15 protein-coding genes and 1 tRNA gene are annotated in these 17,501 nt (G+C 71.4%); 8 read left to right on the top strand and 8 right to left on the bottom strand.

Annotated features, from left to right (window positions below):
* Positions 1-12: 12 nt before the first annotated feature.
* Positions 13-843, bottom strand: coding sequence for an enoyl-CoA hydratase/isomerase family protein (locus O0235_RS08870; protein ID WP_270055432.1), 831 nt, complete (start codon positions 841-843; stop codon positions 13-15).
* Positions 844-940: 97 nt separating this feature from the next.
* Between O0235_RS08870 and O0235_RS08865 the strand changes: the two genes are divergently transcribed.
* Positions 941-1,285, top strand: coding sequence for an ArsR/SmtB family transcription factor (locus O0235_RS08865; RefSeq protein ID WP_270055431.1), 345 nt, complete (start codon positions 941-943; stop codon positions 1,283-1,285).
* Complete coding sequence (locus O0235_RS08860; protein WP_270055430.1) at positions 1,282-2,622, top strand: MBL fold metallo-hydrolase; 1,341 nt, start codon at positions 1,282-1,284, stop codon at positions 2,620-2,622. The genes O0235_RS08865 and O0235_RS08860 overlap by 4 nt, the downstream gene beginning before the upstream one ends.
* Positions 2,623-2,652: 30 nt before the next feature.
* Here O0235_RS08860 and O0235_RS08855 read toward each other — a convergent pair whose 3' ends face one another.
* A complete protein-coding gene (locus tag O0235_RS08855) occupies positions 2,653-3,741 on the bottom strand; it encodes a baeRF10 domain-containing protein (RefSeq protein WP_270055429.1) in 1,089 nt (362 codons plus the stop codon).
* A gap of 41 nt (positions 3,742-3,782) precedes the next feature.
* Here O0235_RS08855 and O0235_RS08850 point away from each other — a divergent pair, with 41 nt between their 5' ends.
* The 3 genes from O0235_RS08850 to O0235_RS08840 all read left to right on the top strand — a co-directional run bounded on the left by O0235_RS08850 (position 3,783) and on the right by O0235_RS08840 (position 5,662).
* Complete coding sequence (locus O0235_RS08850; RefSeq protein WP_270058051.1) at positions 3,783-5,129, top strand: glutamate-5-semialdehyde dehydrogenase; 1,347 nt, start codon at positions 3,783-3,785, stop codon at positions 5,127-5,129.
* Positions 5,126-5,443, top strand: a complete 318-nt coding sequence (locus tag O0235_RS08845) for a hypothetical protein (protein ID WP_270055428.1) — start codon at positions 5,126-5,128, stop codon at positions 5,441-5,443. The genes O0235_RS08850 and O0235_RS08845 overlap by 4 nt, the downstream gene beginning before the upstream one ends.
* A gap of 131 nt (positions 5,444-5,574) precedes the next feature.
* Positions 5,575-5,662 (top strand) — tRNA-Ser (locus O0235_RS08840).
* A 74-nt stretch (positions 5,663-5,736) separates the two neighbouring features.
* Here O0235_RS08840 and O0235_RS08835 read toward each other — a convergent pair.
* On the bottom strand, positions 5,737-7,635 hold the full coding sequence (locus O0235_RS08835; protein WP_270055427.1) for a vWA domain-containing protein: 1,899 nt from the start codon (positions 7,633-7,635) through the stop codon (positions 5,737-5,739).
* Positions 7,625-8,698 carry an AAA family ATPase gene (locus O0235_RS08830; protein ID WP_270055426.1) on the bottom strand — a complete coding sequence of 358 codons (1,074 nt, stop codon included), beginning with the start codon at positions 8,696-8,698 and terminating at the stop codon, positions 7,625-7,627. Before O0235_RS08830 ends, O0235_RS08835 begins: the two co-directional genes overlap by 11 nt.
* Before the next feature lie 535 nt (positions 8,699-9,233).
* On the opposite strand from O0235_RS08830, the gene O0235_RS08825 reads away from it, so the two are divergent.
* Together O0235_RS08825 and O0235_RS08820 are read left to right on the top strand one after the other, a co-directional pair.
* Positions 9,234-10,595 carry a hemolysin family protein gene (locus O0235_RS08825; RefSeq protein WP_270055425.1) on the top strand — a complete coding sequence of 454 codons (1,362 nt, stop codon included), beginning with the start codon at positions 9,234-9,236 and terminating at the stop codon, positions 10,593-10,595.
* On the top strand, positions 10,592-11,716 hold the full coding sequence (locus tag O0235_RS08820; RefSeq protein ID WP_270055424.1) for an EAL domain-containing protein: 1,125 nt from the start codon (positions 10,592-10,594) through the stop codon (positions 11,714-11,716). The genes O0235_RS08825 and O0235_RS08820 overlap by 4 nt, the downstream gene beginning before the upstream one ends.
* A gap of 75 nt (positions 11,717-11,791) precedes the next feature.
* On the opposite strand, the gene O0235_RS08815 is transcribed toward O0235_RS08820, so the two are convergent.
* The 4 genes from O0235_RS08815 to O0235_RS08800 form a co-directional block, all read right to left on the bottom strand.
* Complete coding sequence (locus O0235_RS08815) at positions 11,792-11,968, bottom strand: DUF1059 domain-containing protein (protein WP_270055423.1); 177 nt, start codon at positions 11,966-11,968, stop codon at positions 11,792-11,794.
* Between the two features lie 83 nt (positions 11,969-12,051).
* Entirely contained in the window at positions 12,052-14,031 is a 1,980-nt protein-coding gene (locus O0235_RS08810; RefSeq protein WP_270055422.1) for an ABC transporter ATP-binding protein, read from the bottom strand.
* On the bottom strand, positions 14,031-15,965 hold the full coding sequence (locus O0235_RS08805; protein ID WP_270055421.1) for an ABC transporter ATP-binding protein: 1,935 nt from the start codon (positions 15,963-15,965) through the stop codon (positions 14,031-14,033). The genes O0235_RS08810 and O0235_RS08805 overlap by 1 nt, the downstream gene beginning before the upstream one ends.
* A gap of 29 nt (positions 15,966-15,994) precedes the next feature.
* Positions 15,995-16,468, bottom strand: coding sequence for a hypothetical protein (locus tag O0235_RS08800; protein ID WP_270055420.1), 474 nt, complete (start codon positions 16,466-16,468; stop codon positions 15,995-15,997).
* Positions 16,469-16,622: 154 nt separating this feature from the next.
* Between O0235_RS08800 and O0235_RS08795 the strand changes: the two genes are divergently transcribed.
* Positions 16,623-17,501, top strand: coding sequence for a crotonase/enoyl-CoA hydratase family protein (locus tag O0235_RS08795; protein WP_270055419.1), 879 nt, complete (start codon positions 16,623-16,625; stop codon positions 17,499-17,501).

The raw sequence follows: 17,501 nt of genomic DNA, 5'->3' as shown, positions 1-17,501 counted from the left end.
CCGGGGGACCGCTCAGCGGCCGGCGAAGCGGGGCTCGCGCTTCTCGAGGAAGGCGGCGACCGCCTCGCGGGAATCCGCGGAGAAGCCGGCGATGCGCATGTGGAGCGCCTCCTGGTCGAGCAGCTGTTCGAGGGTGGCCGTCTCGGCGAAGGCGAGATTCTCCTTCATCCGCGCGTAGGCGGCCGTCGGGCCCGCGGCGAGGCGGGCGCAGAAGGCGAGCCCTTCGGTCAGCAGCTCCTCATGGGGGAGCACGCGGTTGACGATGCGGAGGTCGAGCGCGCGAGCGGCATCGATGACCTCCGCCGTGAAGTAGAGCTCGCGGGCGATGCCGGCGCCGCAGAGCCGCTGGAGGAAGTACGAGCCGCCGAAATCGCCCGGGAGGCCGACGTTCCGGAAGGCGGCGCCGAAGCGGGCGCGGTCCGAGGCGAGCCGGATGTCGCAGGCGAGCGCGATGCTGAAGCCGGCGCCGACGGCCGGGCCGTTGACGAGCGCGACGACCGGCTTCGGCATGCGGTGGATGCGCAGCGTGATGGCGCGGTGGCGGTCGCGCAGCTCGGCCACGAGCCGGTCGAGCTCGGCGATGACGGCGCCGGGGCCCTCGCTCGCGGCGGCCGCCGCCATCCGGTCGTTCCGCTCCTGCATGCCGCGGATATCGCCGCCGGCGCAGAAGGCGCGGCCGGCGCCGGTGATGGCAATGCAGCGGACGGCGGGGTCGGCTTCGCACTCGGCGAGCGCCTCCGCAAGGCGCGGCACCAGCTCCCCGCCCATCGCGTTCAGCGTCTCGGGCCGGTTGAGGGTGACGAGGGCGACGCCGTCGCGGCGTTCGAGCAGGACATCGGACACGGCAGCACTCCGGAGATGGGGGTTGGGCGATCGTGGGGGAGCTCGGGCGCGGCCGCAATGCTTGCATCCATGAGTACATGGTTATAGAGTTACAGACATGCACGACCTGCCCGACGCGCTGCTCGACGAAGCCGCGACGCGCTTCCGCCTGCTGGGCGATGCGACGCGGCTGCGCATCCTCCGCTTCCTCGCCCGTGAGGGCGAAGCGCCGGTGGGCGAAATCGCGGCGGCGGCGGGCTGTTCGCAGGCGAACGTCAGCAAGCATTTGCGGCTCCTCCACGACGCGCGCATCGTGCGCCGCCGGGCGGAGGGGACGATGGCCTACTACCGGGTCATCGACCCGAGCGTGGCCGAGCTGTGCGGCATCGTCTGCGGCGGCATTCGGCAGCAGGTTGCGCGCGAAGCTGCGCTGATGGGCGTGACCCCGGGAGGGCAAGCATGAAGACGATCCAGTTCGTGGCCGAGGCGCTCGGCGATGCCTCCTACCTCGTGGTGTCGGGGCAGGAGGCTGCGGTCATCGACCCGCAGCGGGACATCCGGCCGTTCGTGAAGGCGGCGCGGGAGCACGGGGCGGAGATCCGGTACGTGGTGGAGACGCACGTCCACAACGACTATGTCTCGGGCGGCCGGGAGCTGGCGGCGCTCGGTGCGGAGGTCATCGCCCCGGCCGCGGGCAAGCTCGAATTCCCCCACCGGCCGGTCGGCGACGGCGACGTCATCAGCCTCGGCGATGCAAAGCTGCTGGTGACGGCCGCGCCGGGCCACACCTACGAACACCTCGCCTACCTCGGCGTCACGCCCTCGGGCGAGGTCCGCGGCGCCTTCACGGGCGGCGCGCTGCTGATGGCCGCGGCCGGGCGGACGGACCTGCTCGGGCCGGACCATACCGAAGCGCTCACCCGGCTCCAGTGGGAGACGGCGCAGAAGCTGCGGCGGCTGGTGCCGCCGAGCGCCGACGTGCTGCCCACCCACGGCGCCGGCTCGTTTTGCAGCGCGACCGGCACCGACCTCGGGCGCTGCGGGCCGATGGCGGCCGAGCTGCTGCGGAACCCGGCGCTCGCTTCGAAGAGCTACGAGGAGTTCCGGGCGCTCCACCTCGCATCCGAGATGCCGATCCCGGGCTACTACAAGTACATGGCCCCCATCAACCGGAAGGGGCCGAAGGTGTACGGCGAACCGCCCCGGCCGCGGCTGCTGAGCGAGGGCGAGCTGCTCGGCCTCGGCGCCGGCACGTGGGTCGTCGACGTCCGCCGCCGGGAGGACTACGCGGCCGGCCACCTGCCCGGTTCGCTCGAGATCGAAGAGAGCACCTCGATGCTCGCCTACGTCGGCTGGCTCATCCCGTTCGATGCGCCGATCGCGCTCGTCACCTACGACCGGCTGCAGGCGGAGCGGGTGACGGTCGCCCTCTTCCGCATCGGCTACGAGCACGTCGCCGGGTATGCGCCGGCGGCGGAGCTGCCGCTGACCGCCCGGACCGAGACCGCCAGCGCCGAGGAGATCGCGGAGGCGCTCCGGAGCGGCCGGGTGCCGGTGCTCGACGTCCGCTACGCGCAGGAGCTGCGGGACGAGCCGGTGCCGGGCGCGCGGCCGCTGCCGTTCGATGCCATGCCGGAGTGGGCGAGCGACGTCGAAGGCCCGGTGCTGGTGAGCTGCGCCAGCGGCCAGCGGGCGGCGATGGCGGCGAGCTACCTGGAGCGCCGGGGCATCGCCGCGCGGCCGTTCATCGCCGGGGGCGCCGCCGACGTGCGCCGGGCGCTGGGCGTGCCGGTGCGCTGAGGGACCCGGCCGCCGGGGCGCAGCCCCGCGCTAGCCCGCGAACCGGTAGCGCAGGATGGCGCCGACGCCGCCGTGGGCGCGCAGGCCGGCGTGCTCGCGGACGACTTCGACGCGGGCCCCGGTGCGGGCAGCCAGCTGCGCCAGTTCGTCGCGCGCCTCCGCCGGTTCGAACGCATCATCGATGACCACGACATCCGCGGCCCCGGCTTCGAGCGCGGCGCGGGTGCGCTCCAGCCCGCCGACGCCGAGGTCGCCCTCTTCAATTTCGCCGACGAGGATGTCGGCCGTCTCCTGCGACTGGTCGTCTTCCGTCTGGAGGAGGAACTCCTCGACGACCCGGCGGACGTGCTCGGCGCCGGCGCGGATGTCGATGTGGAAGCGGCCCTCGGCCACGCGCGCCGTGAGCTGGTGGGGCAGGGCCTGCTGGAGCAGGTGGAGCGCCGTCTCGTCGCCGGCGATCACGAGGCGGGTCGCGCCTTCGCGGTCGCAGAGCTGCTCGATGAGCTTCGCCGCCTCCTCGGCGAACTCGCGCCGGTGCTGTTCGACGTGCCGGCGGAAGCGGTGCTCGTTCATGCCGGAGGTCGAGCGCATCTGGTAGTTGTAGGGGTCCTCGTCCTTGCCCGGGACTTCGCGGATGCGTTCGCCGCGGACGACGAAGAGGCGCAGGGTGTTCGTATCGGCGACGGCGACGACTGCGGTCTCGTACTCATCGAGGAACCGCGCGAGCTGGTAGAGGCGCGGGTAGCGGTCGTAGACGACCTGGTTTTCGAAGGCGGCCGGCGCGGTCACGAGTTCGAACAGGCCGGCCGCGGAGCAGGCGAAGACGGCGACGCCCTGGGCGGCAGGGTCGAGCTCCGCGAGCGCGGCGTGGACGCGGTCGGCATCGGCGCGGAAGGATTCGAGCGCCGGGCCGCGCACCCCGAGGCTGGCTTCGATTTCGCGGAAGCGGTCCTTCAGGTGGATTTCGCCGGAGCGGACGCCCGGGCGCTCGCCTGTGGCCTGGGGCCGCCAGTCGAGGTAGGCGGAGAGGATGCCGGTGCCGGGCGGCGCTTCCCAGCGGGCGACGCGGCGGAGAGTTTCGGCGAGATGGGTTTCGAACGACGGCGCTTCGTTGGTCATGCTTCCAGTGTATGCCGCCGCGGCCCTCGCGCGCCGGGCGGATGGCGCACCGGCACAGGGTCGAACGGCTGCTGGCGCTGCGGGAACCGTGCCGCGGGGCTGCTACACTGTCGGCCATGACTTCGACAGTTTCACTTTTGCGGGAACGGGCGACGGCGGCCCGGCAGGCCTCCCGGGTGCTGGCGCGGATCTCGACGGCCGAGAAGAACGCTGCGCTGGAGCGGATCGCGGCTCTCCTTGAACAGGAGCAGGAGGCGGTGCTGGCGGCGAACGCGCAGGACCTCGCGGCGGCCCGGGAGGCGAACCTCGAAGATGCCTTCGTCGAGCGGCTCACCCTCACGCCCGAGCGGCTGCGCGGCATCGCCGCCGATACGCGCAGCGTCATGCAGCTGCCCGACCCGGTGGGCGAGGTGTTCGATTCGCGGACGCTGCCGAACGGCCTCTGGATCGGCCGGCGGCGGGTGCCGCTCGGCGTCGTGGCCTGCATCTACGAATCGCGGCCGAACGTCACGATCGACATCGCGGCGCTCGCTCTGAAAAGCGGCAACGCCGCCATCCTCCGCGGCGGCAAAGAGGCGCGGCACTCCAACGCGGCCCTCGGCGAGCTCATCCAGCGCGCGCTCGCCGGCTCCGCCGTCCCCGCCGCCGCCGTGCAGGTCATCAGCGACCCGGACCGCGCCCACGTGGATGAGCTTCTCGAGATGAACGACCTCGTCGACGTCATCGTCCCCCGCGGCGGGCCGCAGCTCATCGACTACGTCCGGCGGAAGGCGACGATGCCGGTCATCGCCCACGGCGACGCCGTCGTCCAAATTTATGTCGATGAGTTCACCGACCTCGACCTCGCCGAGACGGTCGTGAACAACGCGAAGACGCGCCGCTACAGCATCTGCAACGCCGTCGATACGCTCCTCGTCCACCGGGCCATCGCGGAGCCGTTCCTGCAGCGGATGGCGGCCCGCTGGGCGGGCAAGGTGACGTTCATCGCCGATGAGCGGGCCTACCCGGTGCTCGAAGCCGCGGGCGCGCCGGTCGAACGGGCGACGGAGGACACGTGGCGCACGGAGCACCTCGCCCTGCGCGTCGGGGTGCGGGTCGTCGATACGATGGAAGAGGCGACGGACCACATCGAGCGGTACGGGAGCCACCACAGCGACGCGATCCTGACGGAGAACTACACCCGCGCGCTGGAATTCCTCGATGTCGTGGATTCGGCGGCGGTGTACGTGAACGCGAGCACGCAGTTCACCGACGGCGCGCAGTTCGGGCTCGGCGCGGAGGTCGGGATTTCGACCCAGAAGATGCACGCCCGCGGGCCGATGGGCCTGCGGGAGCTGACGAGCTACAAGTGGACCATCATCGGCAGAGGGCAGGTGCGACCGCTGTGATTACGTTCGAACGCGAATGCCGGACTCCCCACTCGGAGTCGTACACCATCTTCGAAGACGGCAGCATCGTGGGGCGGGTAGACCTGCACTACCAGGGCACGAACGTCTATGCGACGCTCTGCACGACGGCCGACGCCAACGAGGACCGCATCCAGCAGCTCATCGATGCGACGGACGAGCAGCTGGTGATGACGGCGGACCCGTACCGGGAGGACTTCGTGGTCACGGTGTGGCGGGGCTCGCCGGCCGGCGTCTACAGCGACAACGAGCTGGACGACGACGAAGACGACGAGGACACGTTCCGGCTGAACTGAGGCGGGCCGGCGCGGGGCGCCCGCGCCGGGATTGCGGGGGAGCGAGTTCAGGCGCGCGTCCCGGGCCGGCCGCCGTCGGCGGTGACAGCGGCGGATACCTCGAAGCGGCGGGGCTTGGTAGACTTGGCGGTGGAGAGGTGTCCGAGTGGTTTATGGTGCCGCTCTCGAAAAGCGGTGTGGGGCAACCCACCGGGAGTTCGAATCTCCCCCTCTCCGCCAGGACGCACAGGTGATGCCGGCCCGGGGAGGGTTCCCCGGGCCGGCGAACGTCGCCGGGCAGGCGCGGGCGGGCGTCAGCGGCAGATGACCTCGCCTCCCTGGGCCATGCCGGTGGGCCGGGGGAACGGGGGCTCCGCCCACCCCGGCAAGGGCCGGCGGTACGGGGGCGTGAGCACGGGGCCGGGGCGCGCGGCCCGCTCCCGCGGGTCCAGGGGGATGGGGACAGCGCGCGCCCAGTCCGGGACGCCGTTGGCCTGGTAAGGGTGGACGTGGCCTTCGCCGACGACGCCGACGATCAGCGGGACGGGCGTCGGCTTCTCGGGCCAGGGCGTGAAGCCGTCGGTCAGGACGATGATGACGTTGGGACGGGGATTGGCGGCGAGGGCCGCCTCGATGCCGACGCGCATGTCGGTGCCGCCGCCGCCGCGCGGCGTGATGTTCGTGCCGGTGCGGGTGCGGATGGTGCCGTGAAGGGCGGCATCGACGAGGTGGACGTTGGCGCCGCGGCCGCCGTTGGCGCGGACGATGGCGCGGGTTTCGGCGAGGGCCTGGCCGAGCAGGTCCTCGCCCATGCTGCCGGACGTATCGATGACGATGCTGACTTCCGGCGCGGGGCTGCAGAGGCCGGGGAGGATGACGGGAGCGACAGCGGCTGCGCGGCGGGACGCCCGCCCGTAGGTGTAATCGGCCATGCCGGGGAGCCGGTCGAGGGCGCCGCGGACGGCGCGGGCGAGCTCCTGGCGCCAGTCGCGCCGGCTGGCGCGCAGCCGCTCGAAATGGCGGATCCAGCCGCGGGGGATGCTGCCCGGCGGCATGTCGCGCCGCCGCCAGTAGTAGGGCATGCGGTACTCGGCGGAGTGGTCGAGCGCGTCGGCGGCGGCCTGCGCCGCGATGTGCTCGATATCTAGGCGGCTGAGGCCGGGGTCGCCGCCGGTCTCGGGGGTGCCCGCGTCATCCCGGGGTGCGCCGCAGCCGGAGCCGCAGGGACGCCAGCCGGCGCCGCGCGCGATGTCGAGGTTCTTCCCGGCGCGGGCGCTGAGCCGCCGGTAGTACTCCTCGGCGGTGCGGCCGCGGGGCAGGCCGAACACGTCGGGCGCGATGGCGCCGGGCGGCAGGGCGAACTCGGCCGGGATGTCGTCGTTGATTTCGAGGTCGGCGGCGATGTTCCAGAGGTCGCCGGCGGCCCCGGCGCGCTCGGCGCGGTCGAAGTGGCGCCGCAGGAGATGGGCCATTTCGTGGTAGACGGCGCCGGCGGCTTCGGCCCGCGTGAGCGCCTCGAACCAGGCCGGGTTGGTCCGGAGCCGGCCGCGGATGTCGATGGCGGCGGTGGGGACCTCCGGGTCGGCGGTATGGCGGATGTGGTAGGCGAGGTAGGCGAAGAAGGGCAGCCGCTCGACGAGGTCGGCGCGGGCGCGCTCGAAGCGGTCGCCGCGGGGCGGCAGCTCCTGCAGGCCGGGGTCGATGCGTTCGAGGAAGCGGTTGACGTCGGCTGCGAGCTGCGGAGGCGCCGAGATGCCGCGGGCCCGGAGGTACTCCGCGACCAGTTCGAGGTCGGGGTCGCCGGGGACGACTTCTTCCGCGAGGAGGCGCTCGAGGGCGCGGCTGACCCGGACCCCCGCCCGGAGCCGGCGCATGGCGCCGAAGAGGGCATCGAACGGCTCGCCGGGGCGTTCGAAGACGCGGTTGATGACGACGACGACCGGGCCGATGACGTAGAGCCAGCGGGAGAATTCGCCGCGGAACGTGCAGGTGACCGTCCGTTCGAGGGACATGCGGATGGCAACCACGCTGCCCAGGCGGACCCACGGCCGGGTGAGCGGCGCCGTCCCCCGGGTGGCAGGATACGGCCGCGTGCGGCTCCACCCGGCGAGCGGGTCGGTATGTTTGGTGGTGAAGCCGTTCTGGATCAGCACGACGACGGGCATGACGGCGAACTCGGGCGCGTCGCGGAGGCGGGAGAGGTCAGGACGCATAGATCGCCTCCAGCAGCGGGCGGGCTTCGGCGGGGACGAGGAAGGCCTCGCTGCCGGCTTCGTGGAGGGCGATGGCGTGGGGCACGACGGCATCGACCCCCGCGGCGCTGGCCGCTTTGGCGAGGATCTGCCACGAGCGCTCCCACGCCTCTTCATCGGCCTTCGCGGCGAAGCGGGCGATGACGGCGCGGAGGAAGCCATCGAGGGCGTCCGGGGTCTCGGGGATGCGGACGGCATCGGGGCGCTTGAAGGCGGTGTCGAGGTCCCAGGCGGCGCCCCTCCGGAGGAGGGTGAAGTAATCGCGGGCAGCGGCGTTGCCGACGGCGCCGGCGAGCAGCAGCTCGACGACCTCGGCCGGCGCTTCGATGGCGCGCGCGGCAGTGAGGAGGCGCGCCGCCATCTCCCAGGTGCGCGGCGAGGGCCAGGCGCGGGAGGCGGCTTCAGCGTCGGCCGGCACGTTCAGGAGCGCGTCGGGGCGCTGGCGGATGTAGCCGGCGATTGTTTCGCGCGCAGCCGGGAGCCCGTCGGCCCAGCCGGCCGGGAGTTCCGGGACGTCGAGCTCCGCCCAGGAGGTGAGGAAACCGTCGGACCAGGCGAGGCCGTTGACCTGCCAGTCGAGGTGGAGGAAGCGGTTGGCGAGGGGCGCGCTCAGGTCCCAGCCGCCGGCAGCCTGCGCTGCCGGGTTCGCGGCGGCGACGATGGCCACGCCGGGCGGGAGCTCGATATCGCCGACGGTGCGTTCGAGGACGACGCGGAGGAGGGCGGCCTGGACGGCCGGGGGCGCGGTGGAGATTTCATCGAGGAAGAGGAGGCCGCTGCCGTGGTCGGCGAGGCGGACGGCCCAGTCGGGCGGGGCGAAGCGGACGCGGCCGTCGGTGACGACGGGGAGGCCGGCGAAGTCGGAGGGTTCGCGGATGGAGGCGATGACGGTCTCGACGGGGAGACCGAGCCGGCCGCCGAGCTGGCGGATGACCGAGGATTTGCCGGTGCCGGGCGCGCCCCAGAGGAGGACGGGGATGCGGGCCTGGATGGCGAGCGCGAGGGCGGTGAGGGTCGGGGACATGGGAACCTCCTGGGGAAACGGGTGGCCGGGCCGCTGCCGGGGGCAGCGGCGAGGGGGCGGTGCAGGTTCCGGGGCCGGGGCGGACCCGGCCGGGGCGGGAGGGGACTCTCGAGGGTGGGCTGACGGCGCGCGGGATCCTGCGCGCACCGCCGCGGGCGGCCGTGCACGGGCTGGCAGAAATGGGGTGGAACGGGGATGCGGGGCTGGAGCGGGCTTGGTGCGACCTCTCCTCAGGATGGGTGCGCGGGCGTGGTTTCGAAGCTGGCCGGGCGGCCGATCGGCGCTGCTCCGGCGGATGTGGGACTGCCCTGCGACATGACCAATTTTAGCAGGGTTTGACCGGGAGTGGGAGGGAATTTTCGCGACAGATCGTGACGAGTTTTGCCCGGATCGGGGGCCGGCCGGCGGCTCGCGCGAGGGCGACGGGAGCGGCGTTCCCGGGGCTCTGGAAGGCTGGCGCGGTCCGGTCCAGGGGCTCGCGGGCGACGCTGCCGGTCGCGCCGGGGCGGCCCGGCGGGCCGTCTACAATGCGCGCATGGAAGACGCGTGGCTGGTCGTGCTGGGGCTCGCGGGGCTCCTCGTGCTCATCGCGCTGAATGCGCTGTTCGTGGCGGCGGAGTTTGCTTTCGTCGGCGTCCGGCGGACGCGGGTGGAGCAGCTGGCGGCTTCGGGGCAGGCGCGGGCGCGCCTGCTGCTGGGGGCGCTGCGGCAGCTGGATGCGACGATCGCGGCGACGCAGCTCGGGATCACGATGTGCGGCCTGGCGCTCGGCTGGCTCGGCGAGCCGGTGCTGGCCGGGCTGCTGGAGCCGGCGCTGGCGGGGGCGCTCGCCTGGGCGCCGGCGCGGACGGCGGGCATCGCGGCGACGGCGATCGCCTTCCTGCTGGTGACGGCGCTCGTGATCATCTTCGCGGAGCTGGCGCCGAAGTCGGTGGCGCTGGCGCGGACGGAGCGGGTGGGGCTGTTCGTCGCGCCGCCGGTGCTGGTGTTTGCGAAGGTGTTCCGGCCGTTCGTCTGGTTCCTCCACCGGTCGGGCGCGCTGGTGGTGCGCGCGCTGGGCATCCGGGAGCGCTCCGAGGCAGAGCAATCGCTGGACCCGGAGGAGCTGGAGCTGGTGATCGAAGCCTCGGCGCGGGCGGGGCTGCTGTCGACGAGCGAGCTGATGCTGGCGCGGCGGGCGCTGGAGTTCAGCGCCATCCAGGCGGACCAGATCATGGTCCCGCGGACGGAGGTGGTGGCGGTGGAGGCGGGGGCATCGCTGGACGAGATCCTGGAGCTCGTGGAGCGTTACCACCATTCGCGCTACCCGGTCTACGAGGAGAGCCTCGACCATATCGTGGGCATCCTCGAGGTGAAGGACCTCGTGGCGCTGGTGCGGCGGGGGGAGTCGGCGTGGCGGCACCTCGTGCGGCCGGCGGTGGCGATCCCGGAGTCGGTGAGCGTGGAGGTGGCGGTGCAGGCGATGCGGGCGAAGCAGGTGCAGATCGTGGTGCTGGTGGACGAGCACGGCGGCACGAGCGGCATCCTGACGGCCGATGAGGTGCTGTACCGGCTGCTGGGGCGGTGGCTGGGCGGCCGGGCGCAGGGGGGCGATACGCTGCGGGCGCTGCCTTCCGGGAACTTCCTCGTCTCGGGGCTGGCGCTGATTGCGGACCTGGAGGATGCGACGGGGGCCGAGCTGGCGGACGAGGATTACGACACGGTGGGCGGCTTCATCATGGCGCGGCTCGGGCGCATCCCGCGGGTGGGCGACCGGGTGGAGGTGCCGGGCTACCAGTTCCGGGTGATGGCGATGGACGGCCGGCGGGTGGACCGGGTGCTCGTGGTGAAGCTGCAGGAGCCGGCGGGCAGCAGGGCTGAAGAGGCAGGAGCGGAGCGCCGAAACTCCCGGGTGTGAGCAGCGAGCCGGTCTCGGATGCCGCCTGGCAACAGGCGCTGACGCGCGTGCTGCGGGAGCCGGCGCACATCGCCCTCCACCGCCAGCCGATCGTGGACCTGGCGCGGGGCGTGCCGGCCGGGTTCGAGCTGCTGGCGCGATTCTCGGACCCGCTCGTGGCCGCGCCGCCGCATCACTGGTTCGGGGCTGCCTACCGGCTGGGGCTGGGGCCGGCGCTGGAGGCGGCGGTGATCCGGCAGGCGCTCCGGCTGCGGAGCGAGGCGCCGATGAACACGTTCCTGACGGTGAACCTGGACCCCTCGGCGCTGGAGCACGAGGAGGTGGCCCGCCAGCTGCTGGGCGAGCAGCACCTCGGCGGCTTCATCATCGAGCTGACGGAGCATACGCCGATTGCGGACCTCGGGCGGCTGAACGGGCTGCTCGAACGGCTCCGCGAACGGGGGGCGCTCATCGCCGTGGACGATACGGGCACGGGGTACGCGGACCTGAAGCGGCTGATCGACGTGCGGCCGGAGTTCGTGAAGGTGGACCAGGGGTTCGTGACGGGCATCGGCGGCGACCCGGTGAAGCAGGCGCTGCTGGAGCTGGTGGGGCACTTCGCTTCGCGGCTGGATGCGTGGGTGATCGCGGAGGGGATCGAGACGGAAGGCGACCTGCGGGAGGTGCTGCAGCTGGGGGTGCCGCTGGGGCAGGGGTTTTTCCTCAACCGGCCGGCGCCGGCGTTCGAACCGACGCCGCCGCCGGTGCGGGAGGCGATCGCGCGGCTGCGGCCGGGCGGCGGCGGGGAGCTGCGGGCGGCGGAGTTCGCCGAGCCGGTGGAGACGGCGCCGCTCGCAAGCGCGTTCGAGGTGCCCGGGGAGGGCACGCTCGTGCTGCTCGATGCCTGGGGGCGGCCGGCCCGGATGTGGCACCACGGGCGACGCTCCGAGCCGCTGCGCATCACTTCGAGCTGCGGCGCCGAAGACGTGCTCCGCCGGGCGCTGACGCGCCCGGCGCCGGAGCGGTTCGACCCGGTGGTGGTCACGGACGAGGACGGGCGCCCGCTCGGCCAGGTCCGGGTGGAGCGGCTGGTGCAGGCGCTGCTCGGGCGGGGGAAGACGGGCGGGCTGGCGGCCGCCTGACGCCGCGGGGCCGCGAGCACGGCGAACCGGGCCGGCGGGAGGCCGGCCCGGCGGGTGCCTGCGCTGGCGCGGGCCTCAGGCGGCGGGCTGGATTTTCTCCTTGACCTGGGCGATGAGCTGGGGCGGAATCTCGGTGAGGCCGTGGTCTTTGCGGGCGTGCTGGCCGACGGCTTCGAGGATCTTCTCCTCGCTTTCGAACCGGAAGCGGACGCTGCAGCCGGGGACGACGTCGCCGCAGTTGAACTGTTTCATGGTGACTTGCTCCTTCGTTCGAGGCTGAACGAAGTATCGGCAGGGCGCGCCGCGGCTTGAGGGGGAGCGGGCCGGACTGGCGGCTACTGGCCGGCGGCGGGCTGGGCGGCGCCGGCTCCGAAGACTTCGCCGCGGCGGCGGGAGGCGAACGCCTCGTCCTCGGAGACGCTGGCGGCGGCCTGGCGGGCCTGCTCCTGCTCGTAGGTCATCCGGTAGAGGTTGGCGTAGATGCCGCCGCGGGCGAGGAGCTCGTCGTGGGTGCCCATCTCGGCGATCTGGCCTTTTTCGAGGACGACGATGCGGCTGGCTTCGCGGATGGTGGAGAGCCGGTGAGCGATGACGAAGGAGGTGCGGTTCTTGAGGAGTTCGCGGAGGGCCTGCTGGATGATGACTTCGGTCTGCGTATCGACGTAGGCGGTGGCCTCATCGAGGATGAGGATGCGGGGGGCGGCGAGGATGGCGCGCGCGAAGCTGATGAGCTGCCGCTGGCCGACGGAGAGGTTTTGGCCGCGCTGCTGGAGGACGGTGTCGTAGCCCTTTTCGAGCCGCACGATGAAGTCGTGGGCGCCGACGGCCTTCGCGGCGCGCTCGATCTCCTCCTGGGTGGCATCGGGCCGGCCGTAGGCGATGTTCTCGCGGACGGTGCCGGAGAAGAGGTAGGGGTTCTGGAGGACGACGCCCATGTGGCGGGTGAGGGAGCGGCGGGTGACATCGCGGATGTCGTGGCCGTCGATCTTGATGACGCCGCTGGTGACGTCATAGCCGCGCATGAGGAGGGAGGTGATGGTCGTCTTGCCGGCGCCGGTGGCGCCGACGAGGGCGATGGTTTCGCCGGGTTCGACGTGGAGGGTGATGCCGCGGAGGATGGGGACGCCTTCGACGTAGTGGAAGTGGACGTCTTCGAAATCGACGCGGCCTTCGATGTCGTCGAGGTCGATGGCGCCGGGGCGGTCTTTGACGCGCGGTTCGGTATCGAGGACCTGGAAGATGCGTTCGCCGCCGGCCATGGCGCGCTGGAGCATGGTGTACTGGAGGACGAGGTCGCGGATCGGGTCGAAGAAGCGGCCGACGTAGAGGGTGAAGGAGGTGAGGACGAAGAAGAAGTGGGCGACATCGACGTCGGCGGCGTGGAGGGCGCGGATGCCGCCGACGATGACGACGGAGGCGGTGGCGATGGCGACGGAGAGTTCGATGACGGGCATGATGGCGGCGCTGAGCATGCCGGCCCAGATGTTGGCCCGACGGTTGTCCTGGTTGAGGCGGTCGAAGCGGCGGGCGTTTTCATCTTCGCGGGCCATGGACTGGACGGCTTTGACGCCGGAGACGTTCTCGGCGAGGGTGCCGTAGAGGGTGGAGACTTTGATGCGGACGTTGATGAAGGCTTTCCGGGCGTGGCGGGCCCAGAAGATCATGACGAGGACGAGCGGGGGGACGATGGCGAAGGTGACGAGGGCGAGGGTGAGGTCGATGTTGAGGAGGACGATGACGATGATGGTGAGGCCGATGATGTCGGCGAAGAAGGTGAGGGAGCCGGAGGTGAGGAGCTCCTGCATGACGGTGACGTCGCTGGTGAGGCGGGAGATCATGCGGCCGACTTCCATCTCGTCGTAGAAGCTGAGCGAGAGCCCCTGCATGTGGTCGTACATCTGGGTGCGCAGCTTCATGAGGATGCGGTTGCCCATCCAGGCGGTGGTGCGCTGCTGGCCGTAGGCAGCGAGCCACTGGACGACGGCGAGGCCGAGCATGACGCCGAGGAGGGTGAGGATGCGGCGGCTGTCGTGGTTGATGCCGGCCTGGACGGTGAGGCCGATGAGGAGGGGCTGGAAGAAGCTGGCGAGGGCGGAGAGGACCATGCAGGCGAGGGCGATGAAGGCCTGCAGCTTGTATTCGGCGAGGTAGGGGAGGATGCGGCGGACGACCCTGGCGTCGTAGACCTTGCCGAGGACTTCGTCGTCCCAGCCGTCGGCGCCGCGGCCCATCATGGCGCGGCCCATGGGGCCGCCGGGCTGCCCGCCGATGCCCGAGCTCCAGCCGCCTGCGCCGGCGCCGCCCCACATGCCCATCAGGCGCCTCCCCCGGCCTGGCCTTCGGCGAGGAGGCGGGCGCGGACGCGTTCGACGAGCTGCGGAGGGAGGCCGTCGGTATCGCCGCTGCGCACGCGCTCGCGGATGCGCTCGGCGAGGGCCGGGTCGGCGCCGGCAGGCGCGCGGGGGGTGGCGGCGCGGCCGAGCGCTTCTTCCTGGTCTTTGAGTTCGAGCTCGAAGATGCGGCGGTAGAGGCCTTCCTGCTGGAGGAGCTCCTGGTGGGTGCCGCGCTGGATGATGCGGCCCTGGTCGAGCACGATGATCTGGTCGGCGCGCATCACAGTGCGGAGGCGCTGGGCGATGACGAAGGTGGTGCGGCCCTTCATGAGCTCCTGGAGCGCCTGCTGGATGAGGAATTCGGTCTGGGTATCCACGCTGGCGGTGGAGTCATCGAAGATGAGGATCTTCGGGTCGAGCAGGAGGGTGCGGGCGATGGCGATGCGCTGTTTCTGGCCGCCGGAGAGGGTGACGCCGCGCTCGCCGACCCATTCGTCGTAGCCGTAGGGGAGGGAGACGATGAAGTCGTGGATGCGGGCGGCTTTTGCGGCGCGCTCGATCTCCTCCTGCGTGGCATCGGGCTTCCCGTAGGCGATGTTGTCGCGGATGGTGCCGATGAAGAGGAAGACGTCCTGCTGGACGATGCCGATGTTCTTGCGGAGCGATTCGATGGTGACGTCGCGGATGTCGACGCCGTCGATGAGGATGCGCCCTTCGGTGACGTCGTAGAAGCGGGGGATGAGGTTGACGATGGTGGACTTGCCGGAGCCGGTGGGGCCGAGGAGGGCGATGACCTGGCCGGGCTTCGCATCGATATCGACGCCGGAGAGGACGGGGCTGAGGTTGTCGTAGCTGAAGCTGACGTTCTCGAAGACGACGTGGCCTTTGACGTCGGTGAGGGGCAGTGCGCCGGGCTTCTCCTGCACGGCGGACTGGGCATCGATGAGTTCGAAGACGCGTTCGGCGGAGCTGATGGCGCGGGCGATGATGTTGATCATGAAGCCGATAGTGCGGATGGGGAGCTGGAGGAGGTTGAGCCAGAGGGTGAAGGTGAGGACGTCCTGCGCCTGGAGCGAGCCGCGGGAGACGAACCAGGCGCCGACGCCGACGGTGAGGCCGATCTGGGCGGCGGAGATGCCCTGGAGGAGCGGCTGGTTGTTCGCCTGGATCATCGCGGCCTGGTAGGAGAGGTCGGCCTGCTTCTTCGCGGCGTCGGCAAATTTCTTGCTCTCGAAGTCTTCGCGGGAGAAGGCTTTGACGACGCGGATGCCGGTGAGGGCTTCCTCGGCGACCTGCGTCATCTCCGCCTGGTTCTGCTGAATCTGGAGCCACATCGGGCGGAGACGGCGGCTGGTGACGATGGAACGCCAGGCGAGAATCGGGAGCGAGATGAACGAGACGAGGGCGAGCTGCCAGTTGATGATGAGCATCCCGACGATGGAGATGACGATCATCAGGATGATGTAGGAGAACCGCAGCAGGCCCATGGCGAAGAAGATGCGGATGTTCTCCACATCCTGGGTGGCGCGGCTCATGATCTGGCCGGTCTGCACCTTGTCGTGGTAGGCGAAGCTGAGCCGCTGGAGGTTGTCGTAGATCCGGTTGCGGATGTCGTAGGCGACGTTCTGGCCGATGGTTTCGCCGAGGTACTGCTGGCCGAATGCAGCGAGGCCGCGGGCGATGGCGAAGGCGACGATGGCAGCCGAGCCGAGGATGAGGAGCCGCTCGTTGCCTTCGAGGCCGGTGAGGCGCCCGTCGGCATCGCGGACGGGCTGGAGGCCGAACTCGATGGCGAACTTGATGAGGAGCGGGCTGACCATGACGAAAGCGCCCGCGAGGATGACGCACACCCAGGCGACGATGAACTGGCCGCGGTATTTGTTGACGTAGGGGATGAGGCGCAACAGCCAGCGCACGGGCGCGTCCCTCCTCGGATGGGACGCTATCATACGTTGACGCGAACGTCAAAGTAGGCTGGCTGACTGGTCAGGGGCGGCGGGCCGGCTTCGCCGGCGGTGGCGCGGCTGGCGCCGCCGGGGATGGCGGGCCGCCTTCGGCGGCGCGGCGGCGCGGCTAGCGCCGCGGGGATGGCTGGCCGCCTTCGGCGGCGGCGCCGCGGGATGCCGCCGCTCCGCGGCGGCGCGGGGCGGGGAGTTGGGAGTTGGGAGTTGGGAGCTGGGAGCTGGGAGCTGGGAGCTGGGAGCTGGGAGTTGGGAGCTGGGAGTTGGGAGTTGGGAGTTGGGAGTTGGGAGCTGGGAGTTGGGAGCTGGGAGTTGGGAGTTGGGAGTTGGAGCTGGAGCTGGAGCTGGAGCTGGGAGGGGGATAACCTCCAACCTCCAACCTCCAACCTCCAACCTCCAACCTCCAACCTCCAACCGTAGCCGCGGGGCTCCGTCCCCGCGGGGCGCCATGCGCCCAACGGATGCCCCCGGGAGGCGGGAGGAGGGAGACGGGAACCGGGAGGCGGGAGAAGGGAGGGCCGGGGTCTTCTCCCCCTCTCCCTTTCTCCCTTTCTCCCTTTCTCCCTTTCTCCCTTTCTCCCTACTCCCTTCTCCCTCGCTATACTCCGCGCGATGGCCGAGCCGGTGCTCTACGAGGAGCGGGACGGGATCGCGGTGGTGACGCTGAACCGCCCGGAGAAGCTGAACACGCTGAACGAGGCGGTCATCCAGGGCATCGCGGACGCGGTGGAGCGGGCGGCGGCCTCGGCGGCCGTCTCGGCGATCGTGCTGCGCGGCGCGGGGCGGGTGTTCACGGCGGGGTACGACCTGAACCCCGGCGCCGAGGGGGTGCCCTGGCCGCGCCGGTTCGATGCGCCGCACCCGGAGCCGCGGCCCGGCGCCTGGGACCCGGTGCGCGACCTCCAGTTCATGGGCCACAACATGCGGCGGTTCATGACGCTGTGGGAGTGCCCCAAACCGGTCATCGCGCAGGTCCACGGCTATGCGCTGGGCGGCGGGACGGACCTGCTCCTCTGCGCGGACCTGATCTTCATGGCGGAGGACGCGATCATCGGCTACCCGCCCTCGCGGATTTACGGCACGCCGACGACGATGCTGTGGGTCTACCGGCTGGGGCTGGAGCACGCGAAGCAGTTCCTGCTTTCGGGGGACCAGATCGACGCGGCGACAGCCTACCGGATCGGGCTGGTCTCGCACGTGTACCCGGCGGAGGAGCTGGCGGAGCGGACGGAGGCGTACGCGCGGCGGTTCCGGAATATCCCGGCGAACCAGCTGGCGCTGAACAAGCTGCTCATCAACCAGGCGTTCGAGAACATGGGCCTGCGCACGACGCAGCTGCTGGGGACGCTGTTCGACGGCATCACGCGGCATACGGAGGAGGCGCTCCGCTGGGTGGAGAGCTTCCGCGAGCTGGGCTTCCGGGAGACGATCCGGCGGCGGGATGCGCCGTTCGGCGACTACGGCGAGCGGCCGCGGGGCGAGCGGAGCTGA

Source organism: Tepidiforma flava (genome assembly GCF_027594505.1).
GTDB classification, from domain to species: domain Bacteria; phylum Chloroflexota; class Dehalococcoidia; order Tepidiformales; family Tepidiformaceae; genus Tepidiforma; species Tepidiforma flava.
The sequence above is the reverse complement of the archived record's forward strand: the minus strand, read 5'-3'. Positions and strand labels throughout refer to the sequence as shown.

What these genes read in the sequence shown, in the direction of transcription:
- O0235_RS08830 (WP_270055426.1), bottom strand. Translation starts at nt 8,698, where the DNA reads ATGTCCCCGACCCTCACCGCCCTCGCGCTCGCCATCCAGGCCCGCATC.
- O0235_RS08835 (WP_270055427.1), bottom strand. Translation starts at nt 7,635, where the DNA reads ATGCGTCCTGACCTCTCCCGCCTCCGCGACGCGCCCGAGTTCGCCGTC.
- O0235_RS08795 (WP_270055419.1), top strand. Translation starts at nt 16,623, where the DNA reads ATGGCCGAGCCGGTGCTCTACGAGGAGCGGGACGGGATCGCGGTGGTG.
- O0235_RS08855 (WP_270055429.1), bottom strand. Translation starts at nt 3,741, where the DNA reads ATGACCAACGAAGCGCCGTCGTTCGAAACCCATCTCGCCGAAACTCTC.
- O0235_RS08865 (WP_270055431.1), top strand. Translation starts at nt 941, where the DNA reads ATGCACGACCTGCCCGACGCGCTGCTCGACGAAGCCGCGACGCGCTTC.
- O0235_RS08815 (WP_270055423.1), bottom strand. Translation starts at nt 11,968, where the DNA reads ATGAAACAGTTCAACTGCGGCGACGTCGTCCCCGGCTGCAGCGTCCGC.
- O0235_RS08850 (WP_270058051.1), top strand. Translation starts at nt 3,783, where the DNA reads ATGGCGCACCGGCACAGGGTCGAACGGCTGCTGGCGCTGCGGGAACCG.
- O0235_RS08860 (WP_270055430.1), top strand. Translation starts at nt 1,282, where the DNA reads ATGAAGACGATCCAGTTCGTGGCCGAGGCGCTCGGCGATGCCTCCTAC.
- O0235_RS08810 (WP_270055422.1), bottom strand. Translation starts at nt 14,031, where the DNA reads ATGGGCATGTGGGGCGGCGCCGGCGCAGGCGGCTGGAGCTCGGGCATC.
- O0235_RS08825 (WP_270055425.1), top strand. Translation starts at nt 9,234, where the DNA reads ATGGAAGACGCGTGGCTGGTCGTGCTGGGGCTCGCGGGGCTCCTCGTG.